The organism is Pseudomonas sp. Y24-6 (assembly GCF_020295325.1).
Classification (GTDB): Bacteria; Pseudomonadota; Gammaproteobacteria; order Pseudomonadales; family Pseudomonadaceae; genus Aquipseudomonas; species Aquipseudomonas gregormendelii.
In genome coordinates this window covers 105,322-123,756 of record NZ_JACBXG010000010.1, presented here as the reverse complement: position 1 = coordinate 123,756, position 18,435 = coordinate 105,322, and the positions used below count along the sequence as shown (strand labels likewise).

Annotated in this window: 16 protein-coding genes; 11 read left to right on the top strand and 5 right to left on the bottom strand. The window is 61.2% G+C overall.

Annotation, left to right across the window (positions count from 1 at the left end; all coding sequences use genetic code 11):
• The first annotated feature begins 95 nt into the window (after positions 1-95).
• From bioF to HYI44_RS19535, 9 genes are all read left to right on the top strand, one after another.
• Entirely contained in the window at positions 96-1,274 is a 1,179-nt protein-coding gene (bioF, locus tag HYI44_RS19575) for an 8-amino-7-oxononanoate synthase (protein WP_122841231.1), read from the top strand.
• Entirely contained in the window at positions 1,267-1,998 is a 732-nt protein-coding gene (locus HYI44_RS19570) for an alpha/beta fold hydrolase (protein WP_045059936.1), read from the top strand. The genes bioF and HYI44_RS19570 overlap by 8 nt, the downstream gene beginning before the upstream one ends.
• Complete coding sequence (gene bioC / locus HYI44_RS19565) at positions 1,991-2,803, top strand: malonyl-ACP O-methyltransferase BioC (RefSeq protein ID WP_122841233.1); 813 nt, start codon at positions 1,991-1,993, stop codon at positions 2,801-2,803. Before HYI44_RS19570 ends, bioC begins: the two co-directional genes overlap by 8 nt.
• Positions 2,800-3,480 (top strand): dethiobiotin synthase, encoded by a 681-nt coding sequence (gene bioD / locus HYI44_RS19560; protein WP_122841234.1) that lies wholly within the window; start codon positions 2,800-2,802, stop codon positions 3,478-3,480. Before bioC ends, bioD begins: the two co-directional genes overlap by 4 nt.
• 107 nt (positions 3,481-3,587) lie before the next feature.
• A complete protein-coding gene (locus tag HYI44_RS19555) occupies positions 3,588-3,884 on the top strand; it encodes a pyrroloquinoline quinone biosynthesis protein PqqE (RefSeq protein WP_122841235.1) in 297 nt (98 codons plus the stop codon).
• A 278-nt stretch (positions 3,885-4,162) separates the two neighbouring features.
• On the top strand, positions 4,163-5,968 hold the full coding sequence (locus HYI44_RS19550; RefSeq protein WP_122841236.1) for a phenylacyl-CoA dehydrogenase: 1,806 nt from the start codon (positions 4,163-4,165) through the stop codon (positions 5,966-5,968).
• A 230-nt stretch (positions 5,969-6,198) separates the two neighbouring features.
• Positions 6,199-7,488 carry a sensor domain-containing diguanylate cyclase gene (locus HYI44_RS19545; RefSeq protein WP_122841237.1) on the top strand — a complete coding sequence of 430 codons (1,290 nt, stop codon included), beginning with the start codon at positions 6,199-6,201 and terminating at the stop codon, positions 7,486-7,488.
• A 90-nt stretch (positions 7,489-7,578) separates the two neighbouring features.
• Positions 7,579-9,375: an acyl-CoA dehydrogenase C-terminal domain-containing protein gene (locus HYI44_RS19540; RefSeq protein ID WP_225570252.1), complete on the top strand. Its 1,797-nt coding sequence runs from the start codon at positions 7,579-7,581 to the stop codon at positions 9,373-9,375.
• 187 nt (positions 9,376-9,562) lie between these two features.
• Positions 9,563-11,341 (top strand): acyl-CoA dehydrogenase C-terminal domain-containing protein, encoded by a 1,779-nt coding sequence (locus HYI44_RS19535; RefSeq protein WP_225570251.1) that lies wholly within the window; start codon positions 9,563-9,565, stop codon positions 11,339-11,341.
• A 238-nt stretch (positions 11,342-11,579) separates the two neighbouring features.
• Here HYI44_RS19535 and HYI44_RS19530 read toward each other — a convergent pair whose 3' ends face one another.
• Entirely contained in the window at positions 11,580-12,476 is an 897-nt protein-coding gene (locus HYI44_RS19530) for a LysR family transcriptional regulator (protein ID WP_122841240.1), read from the bottom strand.
• 169 nt (positions 12,477-12,645) lie between these two features.
• Here HYI44_RS19530 and HYI44_RS19525 point away from each other — a divergent pair, with 169 nt between their 5' ends.
• Complete coding sequence (locus HYI44_RS19525) at positions 12,646-13,929, top strand: aspartate aminotransferase family protein (protein ID WP_225570250.1); 1,284 nt, start codon at positions 12,646-12,648, stop codon at positions 13,927-13,929.
• Between the two features lie 193 nt (positions 13,930-14,122).
• Positions 14,123-14,281: a YqaE/Pmp3 family membrane protein gene (locus HYI44_RS19520; protein ID WP_033050408.1), complete on the top strand. Its 159-nt coding sequence runs from the start codon at positions 14,123-14,125 to the stop codon at positions 14,279-14,281.
• Positions 14,282-14,370: 89 nt separating this feature from the next.
• Here the strand turns inward: HYI44_RS19520 and HYI44_RS19515 are convergent, their stop codons facing one another.
• The 4 genes from HYI44_RS19515 to pqqC are packed head-to-tail and all read right to left on the bottom strand — an operon-like array spanning position 14,371 to position 18,337.
• Positions 14,371-16,200, bottom strand: a complete 1,830-nt coding sequence (locus HYI44_RS19515) for an alpha/beta hydrolase family protein (protein ID WP_225570249.1) — start codon at positions 16,198-16,200, stop codon at positions 14,371-14,373.
• The gene (gene pqqE, locus HYI44_RS19510; protein ID WP_163019526.1) at positions 16,166-17,308 is read right to left on the bottom strand and encodes a pyrroloquinoline quinone biosynthesis protein PqqE; all 1,143 of its coding nucleotides are present in this window, start codon (positions 17,306-17,308) and stop codon (positions 16,166-16,168) included. Before pqqE ends, HYI44_RS19515 begins: the two co-directional genes overlap by 35 nt.
• A 4-nt stretch (positions 17,309-17,312) precedes the next feature.
• The gene (pqqD, locus tag HYI44_RS19505; RefSeq protein ID WP_045059948.1) at positions 17,313-17,588 is read right to left on the bottom strand and encodes a pyrroloquinoline quinone biosynthesis peptide chaperone PqqD; all 276 of its coding nucleotides are present in this window, start codon (positions 17,586-17,588) and stop codon (positions 17,313-17,315) included.
• Positions 17,585-18,337, bottom strand: coding sequence for a pyrroloquinoline-quinone synthase PqqC (gene pqqC, locus HYI44_RS19500; RefSeq protein ID WP_122841244.1), 753 nt, complete (start codon positions 18,335-18,337; stop codon positions 17,585-17,587). Before pqqC ends, pqqD begins: the two co-directional genes overlap by 4 nt.
• Between the last annotated feature and the right edge of the window lie 98 nt (positions 18,338-18,435).

The following is an 18,435-nucleotide window of genomic DNA, read 5'->3' as shown; positions in this document are numbered from 1 at the left end:
ATCGATATCGAGTGTTCTGGCCTTATCGCGAGCAGGCTCGCTCCCACAGGGGGCGTGCTCACATTGTTTTATGGGATTTGACCTTCGAGGCCTGCATGTCTTTTGATCTCGCCGCACGCCTGGCAGCCCGTCGTGCCGAAAACCTCTACCGCCTCCGCCCGCTGCTCGAAAGCCCCCAGGGCCCGCAAGTGGTGGTTGATGGCCAGCCGTTGCTCGCCTTCTGCAACAACGACTACCTTGGCCTGGCCAATCACCCCCAAGTGATTGAAGCCTGGCGTGCTGGCGCGTCCAAGTGGGGCGTGGGGGGTGGTGCCTCGCATCTGGTGATCGGCCATAGCGGGCCGCACCACGCACTCGAAGAAGCCTTGGCTGACCTGACTGGTCGCCCCCGCGCCTTGTTGTTCACCACCGGTTACATGGCCAACCTGGGTGCAGTGACCGCGTTGGTGGGGCAGGGCGATACAGTGCTGCAAGACCGCCTCAATCATGCGTCATTGCTGGACGCTGGCCTGCTGTCCGGCGCGCGCTTCAATCGTTACCTGCACAACGACCCGACAAGCCTGGCCAGGCGGCTCGAAAAAGCCACCGGCAATACCCTGGTGGTCACCGACGGCGTGTTCAGCATGGACGGCGATATCGCCGACCTGCCTGCCCTGGCGCGTGAAGCCCGGGCCAAGGGCGCGTGGTTGATGGTCGACGATGCCCACGGTTTTGGGCCGCTGGGTGCCAACGGCGGTGGGATCGTCGAGCATTTCGGCCTGAGCCAGGAGGATGTTCCGGTGCTCGTCGGCACGCTGGGCAAGGCCTTCGGCACAGCGGGAGCCTTTGTTGCCGGCAGCGATGAGCTCATCGAAAGTCTGATCCAGTTCGCGCGCCCCTATATTTACACCACCAGTCAGCCTCCCGCCCTGGCATGCGCCACCCTCAAAAGCCTCGAGCTGCTGCGCAGCGAACACTGGCGGCGGGCGCACTTGAAGACGTTGATCGGCCAGTTCCGCCAGGGGGCGCAGCAGATCGGCCTGGAGTTGATGGACAGCTTCACCCCCATCCAGCCGATCATGATCGGTGACGCCGGGCGTGCGGTTCGCCTGTCACAAATGCTGCGCGAGCGCGGCCTGATGGTGACTGCAATTCGCCCACCCACTGTGCCTGCCGGCAGCGCCCGGTTGCGGGTGACCCTGACCGCTGCGCACAGCGAAACGCAGGTGCAGCTATTGTTAAACGCACTGGCAGATTGTTTTCAACAATTGGGAGCTGAGCCAAGCCATGCGTAATCGACTGATTCTGCTGCCAGGCTGGGGCCTCGGAATTTCGCCCCTGGAACCGTTGGCTGCGGCGTTGCACGGGCTGGATGAACACCTGAATGTCGAGATCGAGCCGCTGCCGGAGCTGGAGTCGAGTGATCTCGACGACTGGCTGGATGAACTCGACTCCACCGTACCTCAAGACGCCTGGCTGGGCGGCTGGTCGCTGGGCGGCATGCTGGCGGCCGAATTGGCCGCCAGGCGCGGTGATCGCTGTTGCGGCCTGCTGACGCTGGCGAGCAATCCTTCGTTCGTTGCCCATGAACAATGGCCCAGTGCGATGCCCGGTGAGACCTTCGATGCTTTTTTGGCCGGTTGCCGCGACGATCCGCGAACGACCCTCAAGCGTTTTTCGCTGCTGTGCGCCCAGGGCGCCGAGGATTCGCGCGGTCTGTCACGGCTGTTGCTGGGCGGTGCTCCGCACAGCTCGCCAGCGGTGTTGATGAGCGGCCTGGAGTTGCTGGCGCAACTGGATACCCGCCAGGCATTGCAAGCTTTTCGCGGTCCGCAGTTGCACCTGTTCGCTGGCCTGGACGGGCTGGTACCCGCTGAAGCGGCAGGCGACTTGCTGGCGCTGCTGCCGGATGTGGAAATCGGTCTGATTGAACAGGCCGGTCACGCTTTTCTTCTGGAGGACCCGCACGGAGTGGCCGGGGCGATCCAGGCCTTTTTGCATGAGAGCGGCGATGACTGATTTGTCCCTTCCCAACCTGTCCGGCGGTTTGCCGGACAAGCGCCAGGTGGCGGCCTCCTTTTCCAGGGCCGCGGGCACCTACGACAGCGTGGCCGAATTGCAGCGCGATGTTGGTAGCGAGTTACTGCGCCGCTTGCCGGAAGACTTTTCTGCGGGTCGCTGGTTGGACCTGGGCTGCGGCACTGGCTACTTCAGTCGTGCACTGGGCGAACGCTTTACCGGCGCGCAGGGTGTGGCGCTGGACATCGCCGAGGGCATGCTCGCGCACGCTCGGCCTCTGGGTGGCGCAACGCATTTCATCGCCGGTGACGCAGAGTGCCTGCCGCTGCAGGATGCGAGCTGTGACCTGATCTTCTCCAGCCTGGCGGTGCAGTGGTGCGCAGACTTCGCCTCGGTGCTCAGTGAAGCGCGGCGGGTGCTCAAACCGGGGGGCGTTTTCGCGTTTGCTAGTCTGTGTGTGGGCACGTTGTTCGAGTTGCGCGACAGCTGGCGCCGGGTGGACGGCATGGTGCACGTCAATCGCTTCCGCGAACTGGGCATCTATCAGCATTTGTGCACCGACAGTGGATTGCGTGTCGCGAGCTTGCAAACCCGTGCGCATGTACTGCATTACCCGGATGTGCGCAGCTTGACCCATGAACTCAAGGCGTTGGGTGCCCACAATATCAATCCGGGTCGGCCTGGTGGTTTGACCGGTCGGGCGCGGATCCTCGGCTTGATCGAGGCTTATGAGCAGTTTCGTCAGGCCGAAGGTCTGCCGGCGACTTATCAAGTGGTCTACGCGGTCCTGGAGAAACCCTTATGAGTGCAGCCTATTTCATTACCGGTACGGACACCGATGTGGGCAAGACCACCGTAGCCGCAGGCTTGCTGCATGCCGCGCGGTCGGCGGGCATGAGCACGGCAGCGGGCAAGCCGGTAGCCTCCGGCTGTGATGTGACACCCAAGGGGTTGCGCAATGCCGATGCCCTGGCATTGCTGGCGGAATGCTCCATGCCGTTGACATATGTGCAGGTCAACCCGGTAGCGTTCGAGCCCGCCATTGCCCCCCACCTGGCCGCCCGCGAAGCGGGCGTGGCGTTGACCGTGCAATCGCTGTTCATTCCCATGCGGCAGATTCTGGACATGCAGGCGGACTTCACCTTGATCGAAGGCGCCGGCGGCTGGCGGGTGCCGCTGGCAGACCAGGACAACCTGTCGGACCTGGCGAAGGCGCTGAACCTGCCGGTGATCCTGGTGGTAGGTGTGCGCCTGGGCTGCATCAATCACGCGCTTTTGACAGCCGAAGCGATCGCCCGCGACGGCCTGCAGCTGGCTGGCTGGGTGGCCAATATCATCGATCCGAAGACTTCGCGCCTGGAGGAAAATCTCGCGACACTGGCCGAGCGAATCCCTGCGCCTTGCCTCGGCCGGGTCCCAAAACTCAAGCTGGTGAGCGCTGAAGCCGTGGCCGAGCATCTGCAGCTGGATCTGCTGGACTAGGTTTTGCCTATGACAAGGCACTGTGCCATTAGTGTTTTTGTCGGGTCTTTTGCCGGCAGGTCTGCTTCAATGAGGGTTGTTGATCCTGCACAAGGACGGATTTTGCGATGGAAATCTCAGGTAACAGCGCTTTTTATGCCGGACTGGGTACGGTTCAAGCCGGGCAGAACCGCATCGACCAGGCTGCCGGGCAAATTGCCAACACCAGCCTCGAGCGGTCGGCGCTCAGTCAGTCTTCCGAACTCCAGGCCGGGCGCCTGCGTTCGGTCGATAGCAGTCAGCAGTCGGATCTGGCCAGCAACCTGATCGAAATGTCCCAAGGCAGGCTTCAAGCCGAACTGGGTATGAAGGTGGCCAAGGCTTCCGATGAAATGCTCGGAACGTTGATCGATACTTACGCCTGAATCGCCCCCTCCTGCTACAAGCTTGACGCCGCGCCTGCGCGCGGCGTATTTGTGCGTAAGTCCTTCTCCCTCAACTAATCTTTCATGTAACACGCTGCAATGCGCCAGCGGCCGGGTTCGGCTGCGTGTTGAAAACGTCGTAGCCATGATGACGAACGGCAAAAGATCGGCGCTTGACAAGTTTTGGTCGTAAACGTATGTTTCAAACAACTGTTTGACCGCCACAACAAATCAACGCGGTCGTTCATCCCCGGTTACATCAGCAGAGGTTTATCGCTATGCCTGACTACAAGGCCCCCTTGCGTGATATTCGCTTCGTTCGTGACGAGCTGCTCGGCTACGAAGCGCACTATTCGAGCCTTCCGGCTTGCGCAGACGCGACTCCGGACATGGTTGACGCCATTCTCGAAGAGGGCGCCAAGTTTTGTGAGCAGGTACTGGCTCCGCTGAACCGCGTGGGTGACACCGAAGGCTGCACCTGGAGCGAGTCCGGCGTGAAGACCCCGACTGGCTTCAAAGAGGCTTACAAGCAATTCGTCGAAGGCGGCTGGCCGAGTCTGGCTCACGACGTGGAGCACGGCGGCCAAGGCTTGCCGGAGTCACTGGGCCTGGCAGTCAGCGAAATGGTCGGCGAAGCGAACTGGTCGTGGGGCATGTACCCTGGCCTTTCCCATGGCGCGATGAACACCATTTCCGAGCACGGCACGCCTGAGCAGCAAGAGGCTTACCTGACCAAGCTGGTGTCCGGCGAGTGGACCGGTACCATGTGCCTGACCGAACCACACTGCGGTACTGACCTGGGCATGCTGCGCACCAAGGCCGAACCTCAGGCCGACGGTTCCTACAAAGTCTCCGGCACCAAGATTTTCATCTCGGCCGGCGAACACGACATGGCCGACAACATCGTCCACATCGTGTTGGCACGCCTGCCGGATGCACCGGCTGGCACCAAGGGCATTTCGCTGTTCATCGTTCCCAAGTTCATGCCGAACGCTGACGGTTCAATCGGCGAACGCAACGCTGTGACCTGTGGTTCCCTGGAACACAAGATGGGCATCCACGGTAACGCCACCTGCGTAATGAACTTCGACGCGGCTACCGGCTTCCTGATCGGCCCGGCGAACAAAGGCCTGAACTGCATGTTCACCTTTATGAACACCGCACGCCTGGGTACCGCGCTGCAAGGTCTGGCACACGCCGAGATCGGCTTCCAGGGCGGCCTGAAATACGCTCGCGATCGTTTGCAAATGCGCTCGCTGACTGGCCCGAAAGCGCCGGAAAAAGCCGCGGACCCGATCATCGTGCACCCTGACGTACGTCGCATGCTGTTGACCATGAAGGCTTTCGCTGAAGGTAACCGTGCAATGGTTTACTTCACTGCCAAACAGGTCGACATCGTCAAATACGGCGTAGACGAAGAAGAGAAGAAGAAAGCCGACGCACTGCTGGCGTTCATGACCCCGATTGCCAAGGCCTTCATGACTGAAGTCGGCTTTGAATCGGCCAACCACGGCGTACAGATCTATGGCGGCCACGGCTTCATCGCCGAGTGGGGCATGGAGCAGAACGTTCGCGACAGCCGCATTTCGATGCTGTACGAAGGCACCACCGGTATCCAGGCCCTCGACCTGCTGGGCCGTAAAGTGCTGATGACCCAAGGCGAAGCCCTCAAAGGTTTCACCAAGATTGTCCACAAGTTCTGCCAGACCAACGAAGGCAACGAAGCCGTTCAGGAGTTCGTCACCCCTTTGGCTGCACTGAACAAAGAGTGGGGCGAGTTGACCATGAAGGTCGGCATGGCCGCCATGAAGGACCGCGAAGAAGTCGGCGCCGCTTCGGTGGATTACCTGATGTACTCCGGTTACGCCTGCCTGGCCTACTTCTGGGCTGATATGGCGCGCCTGGCTGCCGAAAAACTGGCTGCCGGCACTTCCGACGAGGCGTTCTACACCGCCAAGCTGCAGACCGCGCGCTTCTACTTCCAGCGCATCCTGCCGCGTACTCGTACGCACGTGGCAACCATGCTGTCGGGTGCTGGCAACCTGATGGACATGAAAGAAGAGAACTTCGCGCTGGGCTACTAAGCTTCGGGCGGGTCTGACAAAACCGCTGCTTCCTCGGGAGCAGCGGTTTTTTTATGCCTGTCATTTGCCGGGAGCAGCCAAGGGACGCATAAATATTTGCCCCGATCCATCAAGAAATACACCTTTGCGGCCGTTATAGAAGATGGCCATATGACATCCCTTTTGGCGCTGTGTTTTACTGCAATCATTCACGCGCACTGCCATCAACCTTAACAGGCTGGAACTTACCCTTGCCGCGTCCATCCGCTGTACGTCTCAGCCATTTCCTGCCTTCATTGCTGCTCTTGATTGCGGGGCTCTCGGCTGCTTACGTCAAGGATCTCAACGTCTTTTTCACTTCGCTGTTCAATGTGTTGCCAACCCTGGTATTGCTGCTCGGCGGCGCCTATTGCGCGGTCTATCGGCGCCAGCGCGAATTGTTCCTGATGTTGACGGTGTACATCGCCTACTATCTGCTCGACACCCAGACCGACTACTACCGCGACAACGGCAAAGTCCGCGATGATGCGGCGGTGGTGTTTCATCTATGCTGCCTGTTACTGCCGCTGCTGTTCGCAGTATTCGCCGCGTGGCAGGAGCGCACTCATCTGTTCCAGGACATGCTGGCGCGCTTCGCGGTGTTACTGGCCGTTGGCAGTGTCGCGCTGGCGCTGGAGCAAAGTTATCCCCAGGCCCTGCTAATGTGGCTGGCGGAAATTCGCTGGCCCGCCGTGCACGGCGCCTGGATGAGCCTGATCCAGTTGGCGTATCCGGTGTTTATCGCGGCTTTCCTGCTGCTGGCGTGGCAATACTGGCGTCATCCCAGGCCCCTGCATGCCGCGCAATTGGTCGGCCTGCTCGGCCTGTTCTGGATGTTGCCGGAGACGTTCATCCTGCCGTTCACCCTGAACATCATGTGCAGCCAGGTGATGCTGATGATCGCGACGGCGGTGGCCCATGAAGCCTATCAAATGGCCTTTCGCGACGAGCTCACCGGCCTGCCGGGTCGGCGCGCCCTGAACGAACGCATGCAACGCCTGGGGCGCAATTATGTGCTGGCGATGAGCGACGTCGATCACTTCAAGAAATTCAACGATACCCATGGCCACGATGTCGGCGATCAGGTGCTGCGGCTGGTGGCCAGCAAGCTGTCGAGGGTCGGCGGTGGCGGGCGGGCGTATCGCTATGGTGGCGAGGAATTTGCCGTGGTGTTCGCCGGGAAAACCCTGGAGGAATGTTTGCCGCACCTGGAGCTCATCCGCGAATCCATCGCCACCTACAATATCCATCTGCGTAACCCGGACAGCCGCCCCCAGGATGATCAACAAGGACGCCAGCGGCGTGCGGGGGCGGGCACGTCGAGTGTGTCGGTGACGGTCAGCATCGGCGTGGCCGAACGGCTGGAGCAGCGCACGCCAGATCGCGTGCTCAAGTCGGCGGACGAAGCGCTTTACAGCGCCAAGGGCGCGGGGCGCAACTGCGTCGTGGTCTTTGGGCAGAACCGCCGGGGCGCGGTGCGCATGGAAGCCGCTACGGATTGAGTGATGATGGCGCATTCAGCGTCTGGACTGTGATTGTCCGGCGGGTTCGGCGGCAGTAGGTTGCAATGATCTGCTGCCGGAGAAATGACCATGCCCGAGTACAAAGCTCCCCTGCGCGACATGCGCTTTCTGATCGACCACGTCTTCGACTTTCACAGCAACTACGCGGCCCTCGGCGCCACCGACGCCAGCCCGGACATGGTCAGTGCGATCCTCGAAGAGGGCGCGAAATTCTGCGAGAACGTGCTCGCACCGCTCAACCGCAGCGGTGACGAAGAAGGCTGTCATTTCGACAAGGGTGTGGTGACCACGCCGGCAGGCTTCAAGCAAGCTTTCGCGCAATATGTTGAAGGTGACTGGCATGGCCTCGCGGCAGATCCGGCATATGGCGGCCAGGGTTTGCCCAGCTCCCTGGGGCTGGTGATCAGCGAGATGGTCGGTTCCAGCAATACGTCCTGGGGCATGTACCCGGGGCTGACCCATGGCGCCATGTCGGCGATCCACGCCCACGGCACTCAAGAGCAGAAACAGACCTACCTGAGCAAACTCACCGCAGGCCAGTGGACCGGCACCATGTGCCTGACCGAAGCCCACTGCGGCACGGACCTGGGCATCATCAAGACCCGCGCCGTGCCTGCGGCGGATGGCAGCTATGCCGTCTCTGGCAGCAAGATCTTCATTTCAGCCGGCGAGCATGACCTGAGTGACAACATCATTCACCTGGTACTGGCCAAGCTGCCGGATGCACCCGCCGGCACCAAAGGGATCTCGCTGTTCATCGTGCCCAAGTTCCTGCCCGATAGCCAAGGCGAAGCCGGCGAGCGCAACGGTGTCACCTGCGGTTCGATCGAGCACAAGATGGGCATCAAGGCCTCGGCCACCTGCGTGCTGAACTTCGATGGCGCCACGGGTTACCTGATCGGTGAACCTAACAAGGGCCTCAACTGCATGTTCACCATGATGAACCATGCCCGCCTAGGCACCGGCATGCAGGGGTTATGCCTGGGAGAAGCGAGTTTTCAGGGGGCGATCAAGTACGCCAACGATCGTCTGCAGATGCGCTCGCTGACCGGACCGAAAGCACCGGACAAGCCCGCCGATCCGATCATCGTGCACCCCGATGTACGCCGCATGCTGCTGACCATGAAGGCCTTCAACGAAGGCAATCGGGCACTCACCTATTTCACCGCGCAGTTGCTGGACGTCGCGCACTTGAGCGCGGACGCAACGGCGCGACAGGACGCCGAAGACTTGCTGGCGTTCCTGACCCCCATCTGCAAAGCGTTCATGACCGATACTGGCCTGGAGGTGACTAACCTCGGCATGCAGGTGTACGGCGGCCACGGGTTTATCCGCGAGTGGGGCATGGAGCAGTTGGTGCGGGACTGCCGCATTGCGCCGATCTATGAAGGCACCAACGGCATCCAGGCGCTGGACCTGCTGGGGCGCAAAGTGCTTGGCAGCCAAGGCAAGTTGCTGCGGGGCTTCACCAAGGTCGTGCACAAGTTCTGCGTCGCCAACGCCGCGCATCCTCAGTTGTCCAGCTACGTGGCGCAGTTGAACGATTTGAACCGGCAATGGGGCGAGGTGACCACCCAGGTGGGCATGGCCGCCATGAAAAACCCCGACGAAGTCGGCGCCGCCTCTGTGGATTACCTGATGTACAGCGGCTACATCATCCTTGGCTATCTGTGGTTGCGCATGGCGCTGGTCGCGCAGGCGCAGCTGGACGAGGGCGGGGGCGATGCCGATTACTGCCGGGCTAAACTGGCCACAAGCGAGTTCTACTTCAAGCGATTGCTGCCGCGAACATCGGCTCACCGGGCGGCTATCGAGGCGGGTAGCGACTGCCTGATGAAGTTGCCGGCACAATTGTTTGCGCTATAAGTCGTAATGATCGCAGTCTTCGGCAGGTCCTGCGGGGGCAGGCGGTGTCTGCGATGTTGTTTTCAGTGACCAAAAATTACAAAACAGTCACAAGCTGACGCTATGTGTCGTAAAAGTTGTTGGGTTACACTCGATTCAACCGAAATATTTTCCGTGAATCAACTGTAAAGATACTGCGAGGTTTGCCATGGCTGACTACAAAGCGCCCCTGCGCGATATGCGCTTCGTTCTCAATGAAGTGTTCGAGGTCGCCAAACTCTGGGCCGAGTTGCCTGCGCTGGCCGACACCGTCGACGCGCAGACTGTAGAGGCCATTCTCGAGGAAGCCGGCAAGGTCACCAGCAAAAGTATCGCACCGCTCAGTCGCGCGGCCGATGAAGAAGGTTGCCATTGGGCGGACGGTGCCGTCACCACACCGGCAGGTTTCCCCCAGGCTTATCAGACGTACGCCGAAGGCGGTTGGGTCGGTGTAGGCGGTGATCCGGCCTATGGTGGCATGGGCATGCCCAAGGCGGTGTCGGCTCAGGTCGAAGAGATGGTCAACTCTGCCAGCCTGTCCTTCGGGCTGTACCCGATGCTGACCGCCGGCGCCTGCCTGTCGATCAATGCCCATGCCAGCGAAGAGCTCAAGGCGGCCTACCTGCCGAACATGTACGCCGGTATCTGGGCAGGCTCGATGTGCCTGACCGAACCGCACGCCGGTACCGACCTGGGGATCATCCGCACCAGGGCCGAGCCTCAGGCCGACGGCTCCTACAAGGTCAGCGGCACGAAGATCTTCATCACCGGTGGCGAACACGACCTGACCGAGAACATCATCCACCTGGTGCTGGCCAAACTGCCGGACGCACCTGCGGGGCCCAAGGGTATTTCGCTGTTCCTGGTGCCCAAGTTCATGGTCAATGCCGATGGCAGCCTGGGCGCGCGCAACCCGGCCAATTGCGGGTCGATCGAACACAAGATGGGCATCCAGGCCTCCGCGACCTGCGTGATGAACTTCGACGAAGCCGTGGGTTATCTGGTCGGCGAGCCGAACAAAGGCCTGGCGGCGATGTTTACCATGATGAACTACGAGCGCCTGGGCGTCGGCATTCAAGGGCTGGCCACAGGCGAACGCTCCTACCAGAACGCCGTTGAATACGCTCGCGACCGCCTGCAGAGCCGTTCGCCGACAGGCGCGCAAAACAAGGACAAGGTGGCTGACCCGATCATCGTCCACCCGGACGTGCGGCGCATGCTGCTGACCATGAAAGCCTCGAACGAAGGCGGCCGTGCGTTCTCCACCTACGTGGCGATGCAACTCGACACGGCTAAGTTCAGCGAAGACGCGGTCACCCGCAAGCGCGCAGAAGACCTGGTGGCGCTGCTGACCCCGGTCGCCAAGGCGTTCCTGACCGACCTGGGGCTGGAGACTACCGTGCATGGCCAGCAGGTCTTTGGTGGCCATGGCTACATTCGCGAATGGGGCCAGGAGCAACTGGTGCGCGACGTGCGGATCACGCAGATCTACGAAGGCACTAACGGCATCCAGGCACTGGATCTGGTCGGCCGCAAGATCGTCGGCAGCGGCGGGGCGTTTTATAACCTGTTCGCTGACGAGATCCGTCACTTCACCGCGACGGCGAGCGCCGACCTTGCGGAGTTCACCAAACCGCTCAACGATGCCGTGACAACACTCGACGAGCTGACTGCCTGGCTGCTGGATCGTGCCAAAAGCAACCCTAATGAAATTGGCGCCGCCTCGGTCGAGTACCTGCAGGCCTTTGGTTATGTAGCCTACGCCTATATGTGGGCGCTGATGGCCAAGGCCGCGTTCGGCAAGGAAAATCAGGATGATTTCTACGCGAGCAAACTGGGCACTGCGCGTTTCTACTTCGCACGTCTGCTGCCGCGTATTCATTCGTTGAGCGCTTCGGTGAAGGCCGGCAGCGAGTCGCTGTTCCTGCTGGATGCAGCACAATTTTAGAGATGTAACGCCATGTAAGCATTTGCTTACACGACGTGCTGCCGATCTGCCCTATGCGAAAATTGGATCCAGAGCTAATCTACTTCACATGGACGTCGCGCAGGAAGCGCAAAGCAACAACACGGACACGTAGGATTCTGCCAGGACGGCGGAGCGAAATGGATGTCAGGGAAACAGTCTGCAAAGCCCCGCTTCGGCGGGGTTTTCTTTGTCCGCAAGAAAATGCCGGGCTGCGCGCCTAACGCTCGACCGGACCATTGATGACCTCTTCCAGCAGTGTACGCAACAAGGCCAGCGAGGCTTGTTGACGCTGTACATCCCGACACACCAAGCCTACCTTCAACGGCACCCGCGGCTCGGTCAGCGGTTTCCATAGCAGTTCGTCGTTGCCCAGGGCCTTCTGTGAGCGTCCCGGAAGTACCGTGGCCAGGCGGGTGTGCGGCAGGCTGTCGAGAATCCCCGCCATATTATTCAGTTCCGCCTGCACTTGCGGGCGCCGTCCAAGATTGGCTAGCTGTGTCTGCCAGATCTGCCGCACCTGAAACTCCTCCCCCAGCAATAACATTGGCAGTTCGGCGGCCTGGCTCATCGAGACTTTCTTGAATTCACGCAACGGGTGATCCGCCGGGATGACCAGCGTCAGTTCATCTTCGTACAGCAACACCCCGTGTAAACCTGGCTGGCGGGGCGGCAGGTAGCTGATGCCGATATCCAGCGATCCATTGAGCAAGCGTCGTTCGATTTCCAGGCCGGTCAATTCATAGATCTGCACCACCAGGTGCGGTTGGGCCTTGCGCACCCGTTCGAGCATCTGCGGCACCAGGCTGGTGTGGACGGTCTGCAATACGCCGATGGCCAGGGTGCGCAGGGCCTGGCCCTTGAAGCTGCCCAGTGCTTCACGCGCGCGTTGCAAGCCATCTAGCAAGGGCAGGGCGTGGTTGTACAAAGTGTGAGCGGCCAGGGTTGGCAGCAGGCGCTTGCTGCTGCGCTCGAACAGGCTGACGTCGAGGTTTTCCTCAAGGTGGCGGATCTGCTGCGACAGTGCGGGCTGCGAGATAGCCAGACGCTCTGCCGCCCGGCCCACATGACCTTCTTCGTAGACCGCGACGAAATAACGCAATTGCTTGAAATCCATAAGTAACTCTTATCGAAAATACTGCTAAATCGAAATGGTCGAATGTCGCGCATCCGCCTAGTCTAACCGCAATCAGAAGGCTTACAGGGCCCGCGCGGACGATGAACACCGATTACGTCGAAGTCATTTACATAGGCAATGCAAAAAACCTCCACCGAGGTGAAATCTGATGAATCTGTTCAAAATGCGTCATGGCCTCCCGGACCTTGACGACCTCGCCCTGGACGCGATTGCGCCATCTACAACGGTTAACCCCTCCCGCGAGTACCTGATGCCCAGCGTCGAGCGCCCTCAGCAAGTATTCGTGCGCGGCCAGGGCTCCTGGCTGTGGGACAGCGCCGACCGGGCGTATCTGGATTTCACCCAGGGGCGAGGTGCCAACAGCCTGGGTCATAGCCCTTCAGCGCTTGTAAGTGCGATTGCCGAGCAGGCGCAGGCGCTGATCAACCCCGGCTTTGCCTTGCACAACCGCGCCATGCTCAGCCTGGCCGCACGACTATGCCAGCTCACCGGTAGCGACCAGACGTACTTGCTCAACACCGGCACCGAAGCCTGCGAAGCGGCAATCAAGCTGGCGCGTAAATGGGGGCAGCGGCACCGTGCCGGAGCCTCGCGCATCATCGTGGCCAGCAATGCTTGCCATGGCCGCAGTCTCGCGACTATTTCGGCGTCGGACAGCTCGACGCTGACCAATCGGTTCGAACCGCAACTGCCAGGCTTCAGTCACGTTCCGTTCAACGACCTCGCGGCCCTGCATGCGGCTGTCGACGCCAGAACGGTGGCGATTATGCTTGAGCCGATCCAGAGCGAAGCAGGCGTCATCCCGGCCACCGCGAATTACCTCAAGGGCGTCGAGCGTTTGTGCCGCGAGCTGGGTATTTTGCTGATCTTCGATGAAGTGCAGACCGGTCTCGGCCGATGCGGCCAGCTACTCGTGGAACAATCCTGTGATGTCCGTGCCGATATCGTCGTGCTGGGCAAAGGCTTGGGCGGGGGAGTACCGCTGGCCGCTTTACTCGCCCGGGGCACTGCCTGTTGTTTCGACCTGGGTGAGCTGACGGGGACCCATCACGGTAATGCGCTGATGAGCGCTGCGGGCCTGGCAGTAATGGATGCGCTGCAGGACCGGGGATTTCTCGAGCATGTCGCCACGGTCGGCCAGCACTTGCGCGAAGGCCTGGCGCGTCTGGCGCACCGTTACGGCCACGGCGAACTGCGCGGGCAAGGGCTGCTTTGGGGGTTGGATCTGTCCGACGACTCGGCCGAGGCAGTGGTCAAAGCCGCGCTGTACGAAGGCTTGCTGATCGACGCCCCGCAGCCGGCTTGCCTGCGCTTCACCCCGGCACTCACGGTGAGCAAAGCCAACGTCGACGAGATGCTCCTGCGCCTGGCCCGTGCGTTCTCTCGCGTGCGCACCGCGCAACTGCAGTGCCGCAAAGGGATTGCCGTCTGACCAGACCCTTCCTGCAGGAATTTCCGAACCGTCTCGCGGTATAACGCATCGCCCCAGGCCTGATTTTTTTGGCGTGGGGCGTTTTTTTGCCTGTATGGATGCGCTAAACGTGGGAAGCAGTGAACCCTGACGAACGGCGCGGGTCGATTAGGTGTGCGGCTCACCGGAGCCTACTTCAATCAGGAGCTGACCCATGGATATCATTCGAATCATCATCGCCATTCTGTTGCCGCCACTGGGTGTGTTCCTGCAGGTCGGTTTCGGCGGGGCATTCTGGCTGAACATTCTGCTGACGCTGTGCGGGTATATTCCAGGGATCGTGCATGCGGTTTATATCATCGCCAAGCGTTGAGATGTGTTGCGTCAGCTAGATTGCAATCGCCAGCCAGCCAGCTCCTGCAGGTGTAGGAGCTAGCTGGCGACGATGCTGGCACTGCGGTGTCAGCACTTGTCCAGCCCCAGCACCCGCCGATAGAACAACCACTCCTGCTCCAGCGCGTGCGCCTGGTTGCTCGCCTTGCGAAAACCGTGGCGCTCGTCCGCGTAGTAATGCGCTTCCACCGCAATGCCGTTGTCCTGCAACGCCTTGACCATGTCACGGGTCTGCTGCGGTACCACCACGGCATCCAGTTCACCCTGGAAAAAAATCATCGGCACACCAATGTTGCCCGCATGCAGCAAAGGGGTTCGTGCGGCGTAGCGTTCGGCATCCTGCACCGGGTCGCCGATCAGCCAATCGAGGTAGTCACCTTCGAACTTGTGAGTGGCGCGGCCAAGGGCCACGGGGTCGCTCACGCCGTAAAGACTGGCGCCTGCGCGGAAGACGTGGTGAAAAGCCAGCGCACACAGGGTGGTGTAGCCACCGGCGCTGCCGCCGCGGATGAATGCCTGGTCACCGTCAATCAACCCGCTGTCGGCCAGATGGGAAACGACGGCACAGGCGTCTTCGACGTCCACTTCGCCCCAACTCAAGTGCAGCGCCTGACGATAGGCTCGGCCATAACCGCTGCTGCCACGATAATTCAGGTCGGCCACGGCGAAGCCGCGTTGCGTCCAGTACTGGATTCGCGGATCGAGCATCGGATAGCAGGCGGAAGTTGGGCCGCCGTGGATGAACACTACCAGCGGCGGCTTCGCCTCAGCGCTCATCGCCGGATAGAAGAAGCCATGGGCTTCACCCGATCCGCTGGGATAGCGCAGGGTTTGCGCAGTGCTGATCTGATCGGCAGGCAGCGGCGCGATGCCTCCGGCCAGCACGTTGACCTCGCGGGTGGCGCGATCGATGGCAATCACGGCCGATGGGCTGACCGGCGAAGCCGCGATGCAATAGATGAATTGCTCATCAAGGGCGAGATGCCGAAAGCGACTGTAGCCGCCTGTGAAATCTTCATCTTGATTGCCTGCCAGGCCCAGTTTGCCAAAACCTTCTTCGGTCCAGCTTGCCAGGTAGCTGTCGTCGGCCAGGGGCAGCCAGGTACAGCCACCGAGCTGCCACGGCGCGGGGGCGTGGTCGGCAGCGGCTGCGGGAAGCGGGCGCAGCCCGTCTTCGGCCTCGATCCAGGGCTGCCAGTAGCCGGCGCGATCGGTCAGGCAGGAGAGGCGACCACGGGTATCGAAGCGCGGTTGCTGGAGTGATTCGTCGTTGCGCTGACCGGCCACGCAGCGCGGGGTGTTGAAACCGCCATCACTGTCGCGCTCGGCGATCATCAATCGGGTAGCCGTCCAGGGTTGATGCGGTCGGCTCCATTCGATCCACGCCAGGCGCCGGGCGCCTTTGCTCAGGGTCGGCGCGGCGTAGAAGTCGGCACCTTCCGCCAGCAGGTGACGGCTGCCGTTGGCAATATCGATGGCGACCAGTCGATGGCGGTCCCGGTGCTCCTCGACGGCCAGGACCTGACCATCGGCGAACTGCAGGTCACCGTAACGGCATTCACCTGAAGTCAGCCCGACCGGGGTTTCACCGGCCAGCGACTGTCGATACAGTTGCTGGTCAGCCTCGTTGACGAAAACAATCCCGTCATCGGTCAGGCAGAACGCGCCGCCGCCATATTCGTAGACACGACTGCGCACGCTGAACCCGGCAGGCGTCAGGCAGCGGGCCTGACTATTGCGCCAATGCCAGATGCGACACGCGCCATCCTCGGGACGGTACTCGTTCCAGAACAAACCCTGGGAGCCAAGCTGCAGCTCAGCAAAGTCGACACCGGCGGCGACGGCCCTGGCGGCGCTGAAAGGCTCAACTTTTGGCGATGAGGCGTGAGTTTCGTTCATTGCGAAAGGCCAGTTGTTCAATGGTCTGGGTCGCGTGCTCGGCTTCTTCGCGGGCCTTGAGAATCACGCCGTGGTGTTGCGACTTGCTGCAAACCGGGTCGGCATTGCTCGCGTCTCCGGTGAGCATGAAGGCCTGGCAGCGGCAGCCGCCGAAGTCCTTTTCTTTCTCGTCGCACGAGCGGCACGGTTCAGGCATCCAGTCGTAACCGCGAAAACGGTTGAAGCCGAACGAGTCGTACCAGATGTGCTGCATGCTGTGATCGCGCACGTTGGGGAACTGTACAGGCATTTGTCGCGCGCCGTGACAGGGCAGGGCGGTGCCGTCCGGGGTGACCGTCAGGAAGATACTGCCCCAGCCGTTCATGCAGGCTTTCGGACGTTCTTCGTAGTAGTCCGGCGTGACGAAGATCAGCTTGCACGGATGCCCTTCGGCCTCCAGTTTGGCCCGGTATTCGTTGGTGATGCGCTCGGCACGCACCAGTTGTTCCCTGGTTGGCAACAGGCCGACCCGATTGAGCTGCGCCCAGCCGTAGAACTGGCACGTCGCGAGCTCGACGAAATCGGCCTCGAGGGCGATGCACAGCTCGATGATGCGGTCGATCTTGTCGATGTTGTGCCGATGGGTCACGAAGTTCAGCACCATCGGGTAGCCATGGGCTTTCACTGCCCGGGCCATTTCCAGCTTCTGCGCGAAGGCCTTTTTCGAGCCGGCCAGCAAGTTGTTCACTTGCTCGTCGCTGGCCTGGAAACTGATCTGAATGTGGTCCAGGCCAGCCTTCTTGAAGTCGCTGATTTTCTGCTCGGTAAGCCCGATGCCTGAGGTAATCAGGTTGGTGTAGAAGCCCAGTTTGCGCGCTTCGGCGATCAGTTCGGCGAGGTCCTGGCGCACCAGGGGTTCACCGCCGGAAAAGCCCAGCTGAGCGGCGCCCATTTCCCGCGCCTCGCGAAATACCTTGATCCACTGCTCGGTACTCAGCTCTTTGCCCTGCTCGGCGAAATCCAGGGGATTGGAGCAGTAGGGGCATTGCAGGGGGCAGCGATAGGTCAGCTCGGCCAGGAGCCAGAGAGGCAGGCCGATTTCAGGCTTGGGCGGTAACTTGTCCGACACGCTGTCAGGCAAGTTCGATCCAGTGCTGAGCACGGGCGACCTCCATGAATTGCTCAATGTCTTCACTGAGCTCGGGCACGCCCGGGAACTGTGCGTCCAGCTCGGCGATGATCGTTGCCACGTCGCGCTCGCCGTCGATCAGGCCGCCAATCAGGGCGGCGCTGTCGTTGAGTTTGATCATGCCTTCGGGGTAAAGCAGCACGTGGCCTTTCTGCGCCGGTTCATATTGGAAACGGTAGCCCGGGCGCCAGGTGGGGGTTTTGCTGCGATCAAAACTCATAAGATGATTCCTTTATGCCAGACCCGTTGTGCGGTCACGCTGTGATATGGCGGACGGTTCAGTTCGTAGGCCATGCTCATGGCATCGAGCATGCTCCAAAGAATGTCCAGTTTGAACTGGAGAATTTCCAGCATGCGCTCCTGGCCTTCCCGCGTCGTGTAGTGCTGCAGGGTAATGGCCAGCCCGTGCTCGACATCGCGCCGTGCCTGGCCCAGGCGGGTACGAAAATATTCGTAGCCGGCAGGGTCGATCCACGGGTAGTGCTGCGGCCAGCTGTCGAGGCGCGACTGGTGGATCTGCGGTGCGAACAGTTCAGTCAAGGAACTGCTGGCGGCCTCCTGCCAACTGGCCCGGCGGGCGAAATTGACGTAAGCGTCCACGGCGAAGCGCACGCCGGGCAGCACCAGTTCCTGGGAGCGCAGCTGGTCCGGATCGAGGCCAACGGCCTGGCCCAGGCGCAACCAGGCTTCGATCCCGCCGTCTTCACCGGGGGCGCCGTCGTGGTCAAGCAGGCGTTGTATCCACTCGCGGCGGATTTCGCGGTCCGGACAGTTGGCGAGGATCGCCGCATCTTTCAGGGGGATGTTCACCTGGTAGTAGAAGCGGTTGGCGACCCAGCCCTGAATTTGCTCGCGGCTGGCGCGACCTTCGTACATCGCCACGTGGTAGGGGTGGTAGATGTGGTAGTAGGCGCCCTTGGCGCGCAGGGCGGCTTCGAATTCGGTGGGGGACATCGGGGTGTCGGGCATTTCGGTTCTCCGGGGCATCACCGTAGAGTTTTAGCGTCTGTACCGGCCTCATCGCCAGCAGGCTGGCTCCCACAGGGGAATGCGATCAACTGTGGGAG